Annotated in this window: 12 protein-coding genes; 3 read left to right on the plus strand and 9 right to left on the minus strand. The window is 37.1% G+C overall.

The annotated features are described in order from the left end of the window. Positions 1–71 precede the first annotated feature (71 nt). Together ACMA47_RS05085 and ACMA47_RS05090 are read right to left on the minus strand one after the other, a co-directional pair. A complete protein-coding gene (locus tag ACMA47_RS05085; RefSeq protein ID WP_034692114.1) occupies positions 72–1,433 on the minus strand; it encodes a DUF5458 family protein in 1,362 nt (453 codons plus the stop codon). 20 nt (positions 1,434–1,453) lie between these two features. Next, a complete protein-coding gene (locus ACMA47_RS05090; protein WP_034692320.1) occupies positions 1,454–1,900 on the minus strand; it encodes a type VI secretion system contractile sheath small subunit in 447 nt (148 codons plus the stop codon). Between the two features lie 354 nt (positions 1,901–2,254). Between ACMA47_RS05090 and ACMA47_RS05095 the strand changes: the two genes are divergently transcribed. After that, complete coding sequence (locus tag ACMA47_RS05095) at positions 2,255–3,301, plus strand: hypothetical protein (protein ID WP_413928929.1); 1,047 nt, start codon at positions 2,255–2,257, stop codon at positions 3,299–3,301. Positions 3,302–3,359: 58 nt separating this feature from the next. Here ACMA47_RS05095 and ACMA47_RS05100 read toward each other — a convergent pair whose 3' ends face one another. From ACMA47_RS05100 to ACMA47_RS05115, 4 genes are all read right to left on the minus strand, one after another. Beyond that, positions 3,360–5,456: a M13 family metallopeptidase gene (locus ACMA47_RS05100; RefSeq protein ID WP_413928930.1), complete on the minus strand. Its 2,097-nt coding sequence runs from the start codon at positions 5,454–5,456 to the stop codon at positions 3,360–3,362. A 372-nt stretch (positions 5,457–5,828) separates the two neighbouring features. Next, positions 5,829–7,886 (minus strand): M13 family metallopeptidase, encoded by a 2,058-nt coding sequence (locus ACMA47_RS05105; RefSeq protein ID WP_413928931.1) that lies wholly within the window; start codon positions 7,884–7,886, stop codon positions 5,829–5,831. 292 nt (positions 7,887–8,178) lie between these two features. Next, positions 8,179–11,577 (minus strand): polysaccharide deacetylase family protein, encoded by a 3,399-nt coding sequence (locus tag ACMA47_RS05110; RefSeq protein WP_413928932.1) that lies wholly within the window; start codon positions 11,575–11,577, stop codon positions 8,179–8,181. An 89-nt stretch (positions 11,578–11,666) separates the two neighbouring features. Continuing rightward, a complete protein-coding gene (locus tag ACMA47_RS05115) occupies positions 11,667–12,917 on the minus strand; it encodes a CinA family nicotinamide mononucleotide deamidase-related protein (protein ID WP_413928933.1) in 1,251 nt (416 codons plus the stop codon). Between the two features lie 114 nt (positions 12,918–13,031). Here ACMA47_RS05115 and ACMA47_RS05120 point away from each other — a divergent pair, with 114 nt between their 5' ends. Continuing rightward, complete coding sequence (locus tag ACMA47_RS05120) at positions 13,032–13,505, plus strand: hypothetical protein (RefSeq protein ID WP_413928934.1); 474 nt, start codon at positions 13,032–13,034, stop codon at positions 13,503–13,505. Positions 13,506–13,569: 64 nt separating this feature from the next. Here the strand turns inward: ACMA47_RS05120 and ACMA47_RS05125 are convergent, their stop codons facing one another. Both ACMA47_RS05125 and ACMA47_RS05130 read right to left on the minus strand, forming a co-directional pair. Then, complete coding sequence (locus ACMA47_RS05125; protein ID WP_413928935.1) at positions 13,570–14,112, minus strand: lipocalin family protein; 543 nt, start codon at positions 14,110–14,112, stop codon at positions 13,570–13,572. Positions 14,113–14,186: 74 nt separating this feature from the next. Next, entirely contained in the window at positions 14,187–14,921 is a 735-nt protein-coding gene (locus ACMA47_RS05130) for a LytR/AlgR family response regulator transcription factor (protein WP_413928936.1), read from the minus strand. 175 nt (positions 14,922–15,096) lie between these two features. Between ACMA47_RS05130 and ACMA47_RS05135 the strand changes: the two genes are divergently transcribed. Next, positions 15,097–15,450: a WG repeat-containing protein gene (locus ACMA47_RS05135; RefSeq protein WP_413928937.1), complete on the plus strand. Its 354-nt coding sequence runs from the start codon at positions 15,097–15,099 to the stop codon at positions 15,448–15,450. Positions 15,451–15,475: 25 nt separating this feature from the next. Here the strand turns inward: ACMA47_RS05135 and ACMA47_RS05140 are convergent, their stop codons facing one another. Continuing rightward, positions 15,476–17,269: a histidine kinase gene (locus tag ACMA47_RS05140; RefSeq protein WP_413928938.1), complete on the minus strand. Its 1,794-nt coding sequence runs from the start codon at positions 17,267–17,269 to the stop codon at positions 15,476–15,478. Positions 17,270–17,326 lie beyond the last annotated feature (57 nt).

The raw sequence follows: 17,326 nt of genomic DNA on the forward strand, positions 1-17,326 counted from the left end.
TTCATAGGTGTTGGTTGAAAAAAAACCGATGTAATATTGCATCGGTTTTTGTTATATAAAGTACGTTTATGTTACTCCTGAGTGTATTCTGCATCCCATTCGTTACCGTCATCTCCTTTGTGTCCGTCCAGTTTAATAACGAAACTTTTTGTAGGGAAATAAGGGGTCATACGGATATCCAGCCATACTCTGTCTTTATTTACTCTATCCTGCTCGAAACGAACAATTTTGAATTTCTCGATCAACTTGTCCGGTCCTTTGATATTGTCAAGGAAAGTAACAATCTGTCTTCTCAAATCGTCTTCGTTTTTAGCATTCCAGTTTTCGAAAGCTCTTCTGTTCAGGAAGTCAAGCAATACCTTGGTTACATAGTCGAATACACGAACTACAGAATATGTCTGAAGACCGATATTGTCTCCTGTAAATAAGGTCTTCGCTGAGAAAGCCATAATTTTTCCGTACTCGTTTACCATTGGTACAAGACCCATTTTTTCCAATTGAGAAATTTCACTTTTCTTCAATTCGAATTTTACTGCGTCTACTTCGTTGATGTTACCATGTTTTTTACCTGCTGCTACCTGAGACATCAGTGTTTTGTGGATTTTTCCTGCTAATGAAGTGGAAGGTGGAAGTTCTACGTTTTCTTCTTCCCCTACTTCTTCAGCTTTACCACGTCCTACCAGCCAGTTACACGTCATAATAACGTTACTTCTGTGAAGTTCACCTCCTGTAAGGTTAGCAGAGTGGAATAAATCTACCACATCATCCGGCTTATCAAGGTTGGCGAAGTCTGTAACCATCATTACTTTGTTTTCGTTACAGATTTTTGCCCATTTCTCGATGACCTTATTAGATCCTAAATATCCTGGTATTGCAAGGATTGAGTAGTTATCTCTAAGGTCAAGACGGTCGTAATAGTTTTTGAATTCTTCTGAGATGGCATCGATGAACAAAGGATTATCCAGATCGGAAACCTGATCAAGGCTTGCATTCACGATACTTACGTTGTCCACTTTATCCAATTCCGTATTCTTGTAGAATTGAGCTACTGTTCTGTAGTTGGTTTCCAACATACGAACGGCATCCAGTGTATTTTTTAAGTTTGTTTTTAAGTTCTGATCGGCCTGTTGTGCTTTACTTTTGCACGTATCAGCCATTTTATCTGCAGATTCGCTACCTTCTAAAAGGTTTACCCAAAGATTGATCTTCTGAAGAAGTTCTTTTCTTTCGTCGGATTTATTGCTATCGTTCAGGAAGATTTCTTTTCTTGCCTTTCTTGTTGGGTTCATATTGGCAATACCGTCTACAACGGATTCAACAAAGCCAAATCCTCCCATTTTATTGAGCTCTGCAAGCGGGTTGCCTTTCGGCTGCCCTGCGTGTTGCTGCTGCCCCTGCTGCTGGCTCTCTTGTGCCTGTAATTTGCTATCCATGATTTAATGTAAGTCTTTAATTATTTTTCAAGTTCTTGTGCCACTTCTTTCAATACTTCTATAAACGCTGCTCTTGTCTGATCGTTCTCCAGCATGTTGCGTAGAATTTTGTTTGTTTTCAGCTGACGTACGATTTTATTGTACTGCTCCTGTTCCATGCTCAATTGCTGCAGATAATCTGACTTCTGAGTAAGGCTTTTAGGGGTAAAGTCTCCAAGGTTTTGAAAACGGAATTCTTCTTCTACCATTCCACCATCTTCTGTTTCGTGTTGTACCGATACCGAAGGCTGAAAATGTTTGAAAACGTCTTCCACTGTTTTTAATCCTGTTACGATTTCAGGGGTATAAGACTCGTCTGTTGTAAGTTGGCTTACTATCAGTGATTTATTTTCCTGTATTTCCTGAATAGCTTCATTAGCGTCTACTTTTACCTCGTTTCCGCCAACACCATAATTAAACATTGCCATATTATTGTTATTTTGAGATTTACTATTTTGGTTTGGATCTGTCTTTGAATAATTTACCGATGAATCAAATAAATTACCAATCCAATGTTTAAATTTAAAAAAAAACTGTAACATACAAAATTTTACTAAGATTTTTCTTGAATCATCTAAATCTATTTACATTTATTCAACATAAAATCACCACATTACGATATCACTAAGCTATGAAAAAATAAATAAAGTCTTCCAAGAAAAATAAAATAAAATTTTTGTTCGCTTCACTCTTTTATAAACATGCGTGATGAATGTTAAAATGAGAATTCCTGAGATTTCACAAAAAAATATTCTTTATATTTAAACAAAGTGAACAGTGTCATGAAAGATGTAAAAATAGCGTTCAGAAAACCGATATTTCCAGTTTCAGAAGCATTACAACAATATTTGGAAAAATATAACAGAACTACCAAGATTAAGTTTCTGTATGAAGATCTTTTAAGGTTTAGTGACAGTGTGAGAATTCTGGATAAAGATGGCAAAGATACTTTGTGGCTGGGAGTACTGTATTCTGAATATGAGTTTAAAGAAATAGAGGCCAACTTAAATAAAATTTATACCCTTCTTCATTCTGATGGAGATACCGCTACTTTACCTTATCTGAAAGTGGACACCATCGACTTTTGTACTTTCGGAAATTCTAAACCTTTCCGGATTCGGGTGAGAAATGTGTTGAATGACAATTATACTTATTTCTACATTAAACAGGCCGATGCTTCCCGGATATTCGGATTGGAGCTTGAAGATCTGCTTTCTCCCAACCGGATTAACTTTCTGGTGTATAAAAATACTTTGATTGAAGAACATATTTTAGGAATTCCCGGAGATGTTTTTATTCAGAAACATTTATCCAACTGTTCAGATCTTGAAAAGGCACAGATTTCCAAAGAATTTGTGAAATTTAATGAGCGTTGTCTCATTGGGCTTCTTGGTGATATGCGTTCTTATAATTATGTGGTGATTCCCATCCATGATTTCGACCAGGTTATTTACAGAATCCGCCCTATCGATTTTGATCAGCAAACGTATGAGGGAAATCTGAAAGTTTATCTTCCACAGTATTTCAAAGAAAACAATCAAATGGTGACCATGGTATTGGAAAAACTGAAGCCAAGTTCTATAGAGCAATACCGTAAGGAGGTACGTTCACAAATTGTAAAAAGAGTAACGAGCAGTCAAAACAGATTTGATGAACTCATTTCTATTATGAAAAAAGACAATCTTGCACCGGAAGCTAATGTCATAGAACTAAGAACGGCTTTACAAAAACTCACCTATGATGTCAATTTCAAATATTGTAAAACTATGGGAGATATTATAGAAACGGGAATAAAGTTTGTGCTCCGGAACTATAAGAAAGAATATTAAAAAAGAATCCGTCTCATATTGAGGCGGATTCTTTCTTTTCTAACAATTTATGGTAAAATTACCAGATTTTTATTCTGTCCTGAGGAGCTTTATACAATTTGTCTCCCGGTTTGATATCAAATGCTTTGATGAATGAGTCCTGATTAACCAATGGACCGAAAGCTCTGAACATTCCCGGAGAGTGTGGATCTGTTTTCACCTGATTAATCATGTACTGATCGGTAGCTTTTGTTCTCCAAACAGTAGCCCAGCTCATAAAGAATCTCTGATCCTGAGTGAATCCGCTGATCTTTCCTGGGTTTCCTTTATCTTTTAAATACATCTGAAGGGCATCGTAAGCTACTGCTACTCCACCTAAGTCACCGATGTTTTCACCGCTTGTAAATTTACCGTTTACGAAGCTTCCTTTTACAGGTTCGTAAGCACTGTACTGAGCGGCTAACTGACCTACTTTTGCATCAAAGTTTTTACGGTCTGCATCACTCCACCAGTTGTTAAGGTTACCATCTCCATCGAAACGTGAACCACTGTCGTCAAATCCGTGAGAAATCTCATGACCGATAACGGCACCAATACCTCCGAAGTTTACTGCTGCGTCAGCTTTAGGGTTATAGAAAGGTGGCTGAAGAATGGCTGCAGGGAATACAATTTCGTTGTTTGATCCACTGTAGTACGCATTTACCGTTTGTGGAGACATTCCCCATTCTGTTTTGTCTACAGGTTTTCCTACTTTATCTAAACTTCTCTGATACTGCCATGCTGCAACATTCTGAAGATTAGAATATAATGTAGCACCTTCTTTTGGTGATTCTACTTTCAACTGAGTATAATCTTTCCATTTATCCGGATAAGCAATTTTCACGGTAAACTTGGATAGTTTTTCCTGAGCTTTTACTTTGGTTTCAGGAGACATCCAGTCGATATTTGCAATATGTGTCTTGAAGGATTTTAAAAGGTAATCAATATACGTTTCCATCTGCTTCTTAGCTTCAGGAGTGAAATATTTGTCTACATACAATTTTCCGAAAGCTTCACCAAGAACACCATTTACAAGGGTAAGCCCTCTTTTGTTCATCGGACGCTGTTCTTTCTGACCCTGTAAATATTTAGCATAAAAATCGAATCTGATCTGCTCTAAATTGTCATCCAGGTTGCTTGCATTTCCATTGATGATGTGATATTTCAGATAATCTTTCAGTAAAGGAAGGTTTTTCTGGGTAATGAACTGATCCATGTTCTGGTAATATTTCAGTTCTCCGATGATCACTCGGTCTGTGTTTACTCCTGCATCTTTCAGATATTTTGCCAGGTCAACGTTTTTCACAAGCCCTGATAATTCTGATACATTTTTAGGGTTGTATCTTAAATTGGCATCTCTGTTCTGCTCAAGAGTCAATAAATAATTAGCAAGCTGTTTTTCAAAATCTACCACATTCTGTGCAGCCTGAGTAGTATTTTTATATCCTAAAACTCCGAATAGTTTTCCAACGTAGGTTTGATATTCTGCTAATGTTTTAGTATTGGCATCATTTACTTTCTGATAGTAATCTCGTCCTAATCCTAAATCCGGACCGCCAAGATATACAGCATTCATATTGGAATTCTTCATATCAGCACCTACTCTCCATCCGTAGAAAGAGTTATCGCCTAATCTTGTAGCTTCCAAAAGATATTTCTGAAGATCACCAAGACTTTTAATAGCATCTACTTTGGCAAGATCAGCTTTGATAGGAGCCAGACCTTCTGCATTTCTCTTATTGGTATCCATAAAAGAGGCATACAGATTCTGGATTTTCTGTCCTTCTGACCCGGCAGGATATGATTCTGTAAGAATTTTGTTTAAGATATCTAATGAAGCATCATCTACATTTTCTCTCAATGCATTGAAAGAACCCCAGTTTGCTTTATCGGAAGGAATCTGAGTTGTTTTTACCCAATTTCCATTCACATAGCTAAAAAAGTCATCTTGTGGACGGACACTGGTATCCATATACGATAAATTGATTCCCTCTTCTTTTGCTTCTTCTTTTACCGGTTCAGCTACTTTTGCTGTAGCTTCTGTTTTATTGTCTGTCCCTGCAGTCTTAGCTGCTCCACACGAATTAAGAAATACGATACCCGAAAGGGCAAGTATTCCAATATTTAGCTTTTTCATTAAAGATAATTTTTGATTTTACACAAACTTATCAAATATACAAACTTTAATGATATGTAGTGAATGATAATTAATAATTCAAAGTTTAAAGTTCATAGTTTAAGGTCTAAAGTTATAATGTAGAGAACCACCCCGTCAAAAATTCTTTGAATTTTTGACACCCCTCCAAGGAAGGGGAATGATGGAAACCGTTATTGTAAAAATTGTCCCCTCGATTGCTTATCACAGCCCTTATTACTTATTACTTATTACTTATTACTTATTACTTATTACCTATTTTCCCTAATCCCTAAAACCCATTCCCTGCAACCTATCATCTATCACCTGCTACCTAAAAAAACAAAACCGCCCATTGCTGAGCGGTTGTTATTGTTACCAGATTTTGATTCTGTCTTCCGGAGTCTTGTATAATTTGTCTCCTTTTTTAACGTCGAATGCTTTGTAGAAAGCGTCAACGTTGATAAGCGGACCAAAACTTCTGAAATATCCTGGAGAGTGTGGATCAGTTTTCACCTGATTCACCATATATTTCTCACTTGATAATGTTCTCCAAACGGTTGCCCAACTTAGGAAGAATCTCTGATCCTGAGTGAATCCACTAATTTTTCCTGGGTTTCCTTTGTCTTTCAAGTACATTTGAAGAGCGTCATAAGCAATATTTACTCCTCCTAAGTCAGCGATATTTTCACCGTTTGTGAAAGTACCGTTTACAAAAGTTCCTTTTACAGGCTCGTATTTGTCATACTGAGAAGCAAGGGCTTTTGTAGCTTTTTCGAAGTTTGCTTTATCTTCCGGAGTCCACCAGTCTACTAAGTTACCGTCTGCATCGAACTGTGCACCTGAATCATCAAATCCGTGGCTCATTTCGTGACCGATAACCGCACCGATACCTCCGAAGTTTACAGCAGCATCAGCTTTAGGGTTAAAGAATGGCGGCTGAAGGATTGCTGCAGGGAATACAATCTCGTTGTTTACCGGATTGTAATATGCATTTACAGTCTGTGGAGTCATTCCCCATTCTGTTTTATCTACAGGCTTACCAATTTTAGCTAAATCTTTGTTATACTGCCATTCACCGATGTTCTGAAGGTTTTGATATAGATTTCCTCCTTTAGCTTCAGAAACGATATTTAATTTTGAATAGTCTTTCCATTTGTCCGGATAAGCCACTTTTACAGTGAACTTGTTCAGCTTCTGCATTGCTTTCTCCTTCGTGGTTGAAGACATCCAAGCTAAATTGTTGATGTGAACAGCGAAACTTTTCTTTAAGTAGTCGATCAATTCCACCATCTGAGCTTTTGCTTCAGCAGGGAAATATTTCTCAACATATAATTTTCCGAAAGCTTCTCCTAAAGAACCATTGATCAACTCAAATCCTCTTTTGTTAAGAGCTCTTTGTTCCTGTTGTCCTCTCAGGTATTTACCATAGAAAGCAAACTTCATGTTTCCTAAGTTTTCACTTAAGTAAGAAGCACTTCCGTGGATCATGTGGAATTTCAGATAATCTTTGATTACAGGAAGATTCTGAGCATTCACCAATTTATCGAAGTTCTTATAGAATCCTAATTCGCTGATAATTACTTTGTCAGAATTTACGCCTACTTTTTTAAGATAACCTGGAAGGTCAACATTTTTTACCAAAGCAGAAAGTTCAGCCATCGTCTTAGGATTGTACTGAAGCGTATTATCACGGCTCTGCTCGTTGGTCAGGTAAGTTTGTGCGATGCTCTTTTCATAATTAACGATACCTTTTGCTGCTTCATCAGCATTTTTGTACCCTAATTCTTTTAGCATGGAAGCTACATATTTCTGATATTCAGCAATAGCTTCAGTATTTTTCTCGTTTACCTTCTGATAGTAATCTCTTCCTAAACCTAGAGAAGCATTACCTAAGTAAACGGCATTCATTTTAGAATCTTTAAGGTCTGCATCTACTCCCCATCCGTAGAAAACGTTTTCACCTTCTTTGGTTACAGAAGTAAGGTAGTTCTGAAGATCAGCCATATTTTTAATAGCGTCAATCTTGTTCAGGTTTTCCTGGATTGGTTTAATTCCGTCAGCATTTCTCTTCTGCATGTTCATATAAGTAGCATACAGATCCTGAATTTTTTTCCCTTCACTTCCGTCAGCAAATTTATCTTTCAGAAGAGAGTTCAGGATTGTCATGGAATTGTTATCCGTATCCTCAGCCAGTTTGTTGAAGCTTCCCCAAGTTGGTTTGTCAGATGGAATTTTGGCTGTTTTCATCCAAGTTCCACTCACGTAGTTGTAAAAATCATCCTGAGGACGCACTGAAGTGTCCATCAAGCTAAGGTCTAAACCTTTGTCTGTGTTATTCACTGCTACTTTAGCAGCTTTAGCTTGTGCGCTCATCGTAGTCTGAGTGCAGATCCCTGCTATTAAAAACAAAGAAAGCGTTATTTTTTTCATTATGATAACAATTTTTAGAATATGTATGATTTATTTCGGATTTGTTACTTGAATATGAAAACAAATTTAAATAAATAACATGAAAGTATTATAAGTGAGAAGTTGGGAGCAGGAAGCTGGAAGTTATGAAAGTCATAAAACAACCTCCAGCTACCTAATTATATTTTTTTTGGTTCAAATCTTTACTGGAAAATCAGACAATAGGAGGCAGAAGCTGGAAGTTATAAGAATCGTAAAAAAATGATAACTGAGAAAACAACCTCCAGCCTCACTCTTCCAGCCTCCAACCTCATTAAGAAGTTGCTATCTCTTTTACATTCCCGGTTCTTTTCAGGAATCCCCAGGACTGCATTTCGCCTTTCAGTGCTTTTCTTAAACTTTTAAATAATACAATATACATCAGCCATCTATACCCGAATCTCTGTGGAATAATATACAGGAGATTGATCAGTTTTTCCCGCTGCATAATGAATGCTACTAATGCTAATGAAGCATCCACCAAAAGGAAGATCAGATAATAGGTGAATATTTTGTCTCCGTTTCCGGACAGGATTCCAAAGAACATAATTACATCTGCCAATGGCGAGAAAAATGGGATGATGTATTGGAATAATAAAATATTCGGCATTGCCCAAAGTCCCAATCCTTTATATTTGGGGTTAAGGAAAGTTTGTCTCTGTTTCCAGAACATCTGCATGATTCCGTAGGTCCAGCGGAAACGTTGTTTTAAAAACTGTTTCGTGGTTTCAGGAGCTTCAGTAACTGCTATTGCTCTGTTTTCGTTCGCTACAGTATATCCGGCTTTTAATATTTTCACCGTAATATCACAATCTTCTGCCAGGGTATCGGACGAATAACCTCTAGCTTCAATAATTACAGATTTTTTAAATGCTCCAATCGCTCCCGGAATTACGGTAATCGCATTGATATGAGCATACGCCAGTCTGTCAAAATTCTGACTTGTTGTATATTCTATAGCCTGCCATCTGGTAAGCCAGTTGACTCTGTTTCCTACTTTTACATTTCCTGCTACAGCTGCAATTTTTTCTTCAGGATTTGAATTTAAAAATCTTGCAATAAGATATTTCACCGCATCCTGCTGTAGTTTGGTATCGGCATCAATACATACTACATATTCTGCATCGGTCTGCGATATCCCAAAGTTCAAAGCAGTGGCTTTTCCACCGTTTCCTTTGGTAAAGATTTTCAGTTTCGGATGATCCGGAAATGCTTCCAATGCTTTTTCATAAGTAGAGTCTTTACTTCCGTCATCTACCATAATAATATTAAAATTAGGGTAAGTCTGTTTCAATAAGTTCTGCAGGGAAGAAACAATATTCACTTCTTCATTGTAAGCAGGAACTATGATGGAAACCTTCGGATAGGATTCCAACACCGGAAATCCTCCCAGTTTTTTTTCTTTTTTTCTTTCTTTAAAAGCCCAGTACGCCATTAGCAATAGTCTGATCAGTCCCAACACAATGAAAATAGTAAACAAGGCCACCAGGAAATGGCTTATTCCATAGATAACCGTTGCCAACACAAGGTTCAGCTGCATGATGTAATACGATCTTGTTTTAGGAACTTCAGGCATCAGCTCGCTTCTGCTTTTGTGCAGAATATTCGTCAGGTTTGTAAAATGATACCCTTGTTTCTGAAGAGTCGGGATCAGAATTTTTAAAGCTTTTACCGTTTCTTCTCTGGTATCTCCACCTGCATCATGGAGAAGAATGATATTTCCTCTCTCATGCTTGATTCCGGCCATTACACGTTTTACGATTTCATCTGCTTTTATTCCCGGCTGCCAGTCTTCAGGATCTATATTTTCCCCTATATCAAGATAATTTTGCTGTCTGGCCAATGCTACCGGAATAATCTCTTCTGAAGTGGTAGGCTCAGAGTCTGCGTTATAGGGAGCTCTGAAGAGAATTGTGCTGTGACCTGTAATACATTCGATTAATAGTCTTGTCAGTTTCATTTCCAGCAGAGCTCTTTCCGGGCTTACTTTTGCTACATTTTCGTGGGTAAAGGTGTGATTTCCTATTTCATGTCCTTCCCGATAAATTCTCTTTACAAGCGGAAGGTTTTTTTCTGCGTTGAGTCCTACCAGAAAGAAGGCTGCCGGAACATGGTATTTGGACAGAATATCCAATACCTGCGGCGTATAGGTTTCATCCGGACCATCGTCAAAAGTGAGGACGAGTTCTTTCTGAGGAGCACTTCCATATTTTTTTACTTCATAAGAACTTGGGTAAGTGACATAATTTTCGTCTGTGATAATTTTCTCTTTCGGATCAATTTCCAGTGCAATTTTTCCATCATGAGGGGTGTTCAGAACATCCAGTACTTCTCCGTCACCGATGTAATCCACCATGGTCTGCCCTTTTACATTTTCAAGCGATTTCAAATTCACTTTTGAAAGTCCGGCGAAAGTAAGATCTTTATCGTAGAAATTCCAGACTCTGCTGTCTTCACTTCCCAATCTCCAGAGTGCTGTTCCTGCCAGAGGATATTCTGAAGAGAAACGCATTGTATTGAAAATAGAAGCTGCGTCATTGAAAAATACGGTATGGGTTAAATTTTTAGAATCGGTATAAGAATAATTTAAATTAAAAGTATTGTCATTAAAATCAATAACCGCTTTACTTGCACTTGCTTTTGTAATTGCCTGCATATAAGTAACAGAGGTATTATCATCTTTATTGGAACTCCAGTCGTAACCATAAGCACCTAAACCAAGAATAATCTTTTGAGGAGAGGTTTGTTTTACTATTTTCCCCGTCTGCTCTTCAATCCATTTTTGAGAAGAAACCGGACCTGCATCACTTCCTGCAGAATACTCATCATAAGCCATCAGCACAAAGTAATCTACATAGGGATTCAGTCTTGGGATATTGTAATCATCATTATCCGTCATGATATCCATAGTCACCAGCAACTGATTCTTTTTGAAGGTCTCTGAAAGTTCTTTCATAAAAGCAATCAGATTATCATCAGAATTCAGGTTCATATCCTCAAAGTCAATATTAATTCCTTTGAAATGATATTTTAGACATTGCTGGGTGATTTTTTGAATCAGATGGGTTCTTTTTTGTGGATCATTAAGAACTTTCACCAGCCCTTCGGAACGGAATTCTCTGTCTGAGTTATTACTCAACATAGGCATAGCAGCGACACCAGTTCTTTTGATCACTTTATATCCTTCCGGATCTACATTGGTTTTCAGATCACCTGTTTTGGGATCAAGGAAAAACCATTCAGGAAAAACAAGATTGACGTGTCTGATATTTCTTTTCAGAGACATCAGCGATTGGGGATCCCACGCAACATAAAATGCAGAACGGATTCCTCCCGGAAACTGAGCCCAGTTTCGGTTCTGATTTTGGTATCTTTCTGCTCTTGCCTTCTCAATTTTGTCGAGGCTGGTATGGATTGTTTTTTCAGAAATAAAGCTTCTGAAACCTTTGTATTCTTTGGAAATTTTATTCTCCTGAAGATAAGGTTTATTGGCTGTAATTACCGCTTTATAATCTTCTTTAAAAGGTATTTTAGGACTTCTGTCCAGAGTCATCATCAGACCTAAAGCAAGCAGAAGCAGTATTCCTATAAAAATAAAAACACGGCTTCCCCACTGTACACTTTTCCAGCGTTTTTTGCTGCTGGTCTGAAAAATCTGTTTGGAATTTTCCACGATTTTTGAAATTTATTGTAGGGCTTTCAAAAAGCGTGAAAAACTGTATAAAAATTAATTAAAAAAAAATTAAAAAAACAGCCTCGTATTTAACTGTTTACAAGAAGGCTTACCAAATCCTGAATCACCTTTTGGGAAACAAAATCCATGAAGTCTACTCTTTCCAGATGTGGCATATATAATTTGGAGGTTACTTCCTGATCATTGATTCTTATTGTATAGTAAACCGTTCCTATATCTTTACCATCTTCTCCTTTTCCTGGTCCGGCAACGCCTGTTGTAGAAAGGGAAATATGGGTTTCAAACAATTGCTGGCAGCCTTTTGCCATTTCCTGAGCTACCAGTTCACTCACCACAGTGAACTGGTCCACAGTTTCTTTGGAAACATTTAAAATTTTAATCTTTTTCTCTGTGGCATAAGCTACCATTCCACCCAGAAAATATTTTGAACTACCGGAAACTGAAGTAATCATTTTTGCCAGTTCACCTCCTGTACAACTCTCTGCTGTAGAAATCGTCAGGTTCCTTTCAGTGAGCATTTCTGCCAGAATATTTTCAATTTTATCTTCAGATACGGCAATTACATGACCTTGTACCAACGGAAGTAATTTCTGGATTTCTTCTTCTGTTCTTTGTTTCAACTGTTCTTCATTTTCACCGGAAGCCGTCAGACGAAGCTTTACACGCGTTCCTACCGGAAGATAAGAAAGAGCAATATTTTCAGGAAGTGCCAGTTCCCAATCTTCAATTTTGTCTGCAAGGATACTCTCAGGAATTCCTACCACAGAAACAATTCTGGTATGAATATAATGAAGGCTGAATCTTTGCTGTAAATAAGGAATAATCTGATCCTTAATCAATGGTTTTACTTCGTAAGGAACTCCAGGAAGACTGTAGCACAATTTTCCGTCCTGTTCCATCATCATACATGGTGCCGTGCCGTAATGGTTTTGAAAAACGATGGATTTCGTAGGTACAAAAGCCTGTTCTTTGTTTCTCTCCAGAATATCTGCCCGTCCTCTTCTTTCCATATAGCCTTTCAAATGATTGAAGGTTACCTCATCCAAGGCAATTTCATCGTTGAAGTATTCTGCCAGTGCCTTTTTGGTTTTATCATCTCTTGTTGGTCCCAGCCCACCAGTTGTAATCACTAAGTCTCCTGTTTCAAAGGCAGTGCTTAATGCATTTTTAATGGTTTCAATTTCGTCTGAGATGGTAAGAATCTGAATAACTTTTATTCCTATATTTTTAAGTTCAGTTGCAATAAAATTAGAATTGGTATCTACCGTATTTCCGGAAAGGATTTCATCCCCGATAGTAATCAGAACAGCTTTTTCCATATGTCTTTTTGTTGAAAAAAATTCTATGCAAATGACGGAAAATTCTGTGGCAGCGGCAATATAAATTGATTTTTTCTATTTTTGCGTGAATTATCAAAAACTACAATACAAATTATGTCTAAATATGATGATGCTTCATGGCATTATGGCGGTGATTTTCCGGAAGGGCTTCCTCAGAAAAATGGGGCAACACATACAGGAATGTTCCTGAACTGGTGTATTCACAACAATCTGATCTCTGACGAACTGAAAGAAGATGCTGCAGAAGAAATAGAAAAAGTAAAACGAAGAGAAATAACTGGAGCAGAGTTTGTCATGGATTCCTGCGATGGGAAATTTTCTGAATATGATCTGAATGAACTGGGAAATCTTTTTGCCAAAGATTATTATGCAGACGACACAGATTTCGGTAACCGCTACAGCTCATTTGCTGATGATTATGTGAATATTTTTGATGCAAAAGCAGAAGAAAGTGACTATGAATACGAGACATTCTATCACATCGAAGATACCTACGAAAACTACGATCTGATGAAACAGGTTATTGATCACCGTTTTGAGGAATGGAAAGAATACATTAATAGCTAATAATGAAAAGATAAAATCGCAAAAAGGCTGATTTACAAATTGACCCTTTTGCGATTTTGTTTTTTTATTGATTATGCTTTACCCAGATCAGTTCATCGGTGTTATAGCCGATTTTTTTTGCTTTCTGAATGAAACGCTGACGGATACTTTCAGGAATATTGGTAGTACGGGAAAGTATCCATAAATATTTTAAACTGCTTCCAGCTACCAGAGCATATTGATAGTCTTCATCAATATCTATGACGTTATAACCCGCCCATATCGGTTTAAAAAATGAAACTTTAAGACGTGCTTCTGTCGGATCTTTTACAAATTTTGCCTCCCCAATAGATTCATTCCATACTTTTTTAACGTAATCATACCCTTTGTTTCTGACCTGAACTGTTCCATCCGGATTTTCTGTATACTCTGCAGTAACATTATCCATATTTTTCTCGAACCTGTAATCAAAACGGGCGATCTCATACCATCTGCCCAGGTATTTTTTAAGATCAAAATTCTTTACCGCAGATGCTCCTCTGGGAATCCTTACAGAATAGGAATTGAAAACGATAAGCCCCAATGCTCCTAACGAAACGGGAAGTATGATTTTATGAATAGTTTTCATGACAGAAAGATTTTGTGTGGTTGTTATAAAAACGTCAAAAATAATGCCTTAAGTCTGTTAAGGTACAATAAATTCTATGAAAATACTTTCAGGAAATTATCTTTAAAGCTTCCTGAAACCTCAATTTCTGTATCATCAGACAGCATCACTGTTCCACTTTTATGGTAGGATTTCACAAAACCTGTATTGATAATATGGGAGCGGTGAACCCTCACAAACGGATTTTCCAGAAGATCATCAAAGTGCTTCAGAAAGCGGCATACCATCTTCTTTGAACCGTCTGTAAGATATACCTGAGTAAAATTTCCATCCGCCTGAAGTCTTACAATATCTTCTGTTTTTACGACGTCAAATCCCTGTAAAGTAGGAAGAATGAGCTGTTGCTTTTCCGGTTTTAATTTCAGGTTTTCAAGAAGAATCTTATTCCGGTTGAGTTCATCTTTTTTCTCAAGACTTTCAGCTACTTTATTGACTGCAAGAATCAGTTCCTGAATGTCAATCGGTTTTAAAATATAATAACTTGCTGATTTATTTAAAGCCTGTAATGAATATTGTGAAAATGCAGTAATGAAAATGGTTTCATAGGAGAATTCTTTGGTAGCTTCCAGTACATCAAAGGCATTTCCAAAAGGCATTTCTACGTCCAGAAATACCAATTGAGGCTGTTTTTCAGCGATTAATGGAACAGCTTCTTTAATATTTTCAGCTTCACCCAGAATTTCCACTTGCGGACAGTATTTGGTAAGATAGCTTCGTAAAACTTCTCTTGCGATGAGCTCATCATCTACAATTACGGCTTTTATTTTCATCAGATCAGATTTTAGGTGGCAGATCATTAAGTTGCAGGTGCAAATTAGGAATATTTAACCAACCTTACAATTTGCTGACATAAGTTCTCTAGCCATACTTTTGATCACTTTTATTGCAAGAAAGATGCAAAAGAATTATTTTAGAGATCAAAATTAATAAACCATACAAAATCATATGAAATCAAAACTTCTTATTCTTTGCTGCATGAGTGTATTCAGTTTTTCTTTTTCACAGATGAAAATCTCAGAAAGAGAGGATATCAGTAAGATCAATAAAAACTGGAGACTTACAAAAACCAATTCCGGAACGTATGGAATTTCAGATATAAGCGGAAAAATCATCACTCAACCTGTATATTCCAAGATTAATAAATTCGGTGAATACTCCGAGGATCTGGCATTGGTAAAAAACATAACGGGAACCTATGGATTTATTAACCGTTCAGGTACTGAAATCATTCCTGCCCATTATGAACTGGACTATATCAAAAAGAATTTTTCTGTTTTAAAGAAAAAATATATCAAATAGAAACCACAGATCAATCCGGATTCAATTACTTCAAATTGATCTGGATTGTTACCAAAACACCACTGTTATTTTCCTTATCCTTTACAGAGCAGGTGATCTCTTTTTTGTATAAATCATTCAGCAACTGAATTCTTTCCAGCGTATTTTTCATTCCTCTGCCCTCTCTCGTTTTTTGGTGCTGGGTTTTCTGCTTTTTACTTTCTTCAATACCTATTCCGTTGTCTTCAATAAGGATGTTCAGATGAGATTCACTTTTTTCAAAGCTTAATTTTAAAAATCCTTTATCAGTTCTGTAGCGGAGTCCGTGCCAAACGGCATTTTCCAGAAACGGCTGTATCAGCATCCCCGGAACTTGCAGATTTTGCATATTCAGGCTTTCATCTACTTCAATTTCATAATCGAATTTATCTGCAAAACGTGTTTTTTCCAAAGCAAGATAATTCTGAAGAAGATCAAGCTCCTGCTGAAAGGGAATAAAATCTTCAGTGGAATTTTCCATCACACCGCGCATCAGTTTCGAAAATTTGGTCAGATACTGATTGGCTTCCAGTTCATTGTTGGTGGCTATAAAATGGTTGACACTATTTAAGCTGTTAAAAATAAAATGAGGATTCATCTCACGACGCAACGACTGCAGGGCAATTTTTTTATTTTTGGTCTGAACCTTTTTCAGGGTTCTGAAAATAAAAATGATCAATCCTGTCAGCAGAATTAAAGCACCGATCAGGCTGTAATTAAAGACATTTTTCTTTCGGATAAGCTCGTCTTTAAGCTCTTTTTCTTTTTCCAGCTGTGAGATTCGCTGCTCTGTATCTTCCAGAATTTTATTATCAACAAGGCTTCTGTCTTTGGAAACAAGATTCGGAAGTTTTCCCAAAAAATCTCTGTACAATTGAACTGAAGCATCCACATTTCCTGAAATCGCATAAAGGCTATCCAGTTTTTTTACACTTTTCTGTGCTTCCAGCGTATGACCTTTATCTAAAGCAATTCCGTAGGCATTTTTCAAAAGATCCACGGCTTCTTTAGGATCATTCTTTTTAATATAGATATCGGCCAATTCCTGAATCTGGTTGACTTTCTCCTGTGAATTTTCTTTCACAAAATCCTCCTTCAGAACTTTTTTTTTGGCTTCAATCGCTTTTTCAAAGTTCTTATTTTCCACATAAAGATCCGCCAGTTTCTGATTGATGGCAAGCGCTTGCTGAGGAGCTTCTTTTTTAGAAATTTTATAAGCAGTATTCAGATTTTCTTCGGCACTGGAAAGGTCTTTCTGTCTCAGATTAACATCTGCAAGCTGGCTGTAACTTTCTGCAAGATCGCCTTGTTCGTTTTCTTTTTTGGTCAGATTGATATTATTCTGGATGGCTTCTGCTTTAAGCTCCGGTGTGGGAGAAGAAAGTCTTGCTACATCATTAGCATTGACCGCTTTGCTTTTTTCACTGTAACTCACTTGCGCTGCCATGCTGTAATTGCTGATGGCTGGTGTTATTTTATTCTGCTTTTCCTGTGACTGGGCTAATCTTCGGGTAGCTTTTTCAATATTGGGTTTGTCGTTGAGTTTTTCATACAGCTTTTTCGCTCTTGTATAATACTCCTCACTTTTCGCAAAATTTCCGCCGTTAAAAAATGTTTCTCCAATATTATAGTATGAATCTGCCTGGGCAGGTTCATTTTTCGTGTCCATTGCTTTTTTCAGCTTCTTCGTTTCTACCTGCACTTCTTCCACAGCAGCACTGCTGTTAGTAGTGGTTTGGGAATGAATTATATTTCCCAAAAGCACAAGTAAAAAGATCGTAAAGAGTTTAAGCATTTTCATAAAACAAAGATATACATATATATAGTCTGCTCAAAAACTATTCACCAAGTGAAGTTT

The sequence above is a fragment of the Chryseobacterium sp. T20 genome, assembly GCF_047345655.1.
Taxonomy (GTDB): domain Bacteria; phylum Bacteroidota; class Bacteroidia; order Flavobacteriales; family Weeksellaceae; genus Chryseobacterium.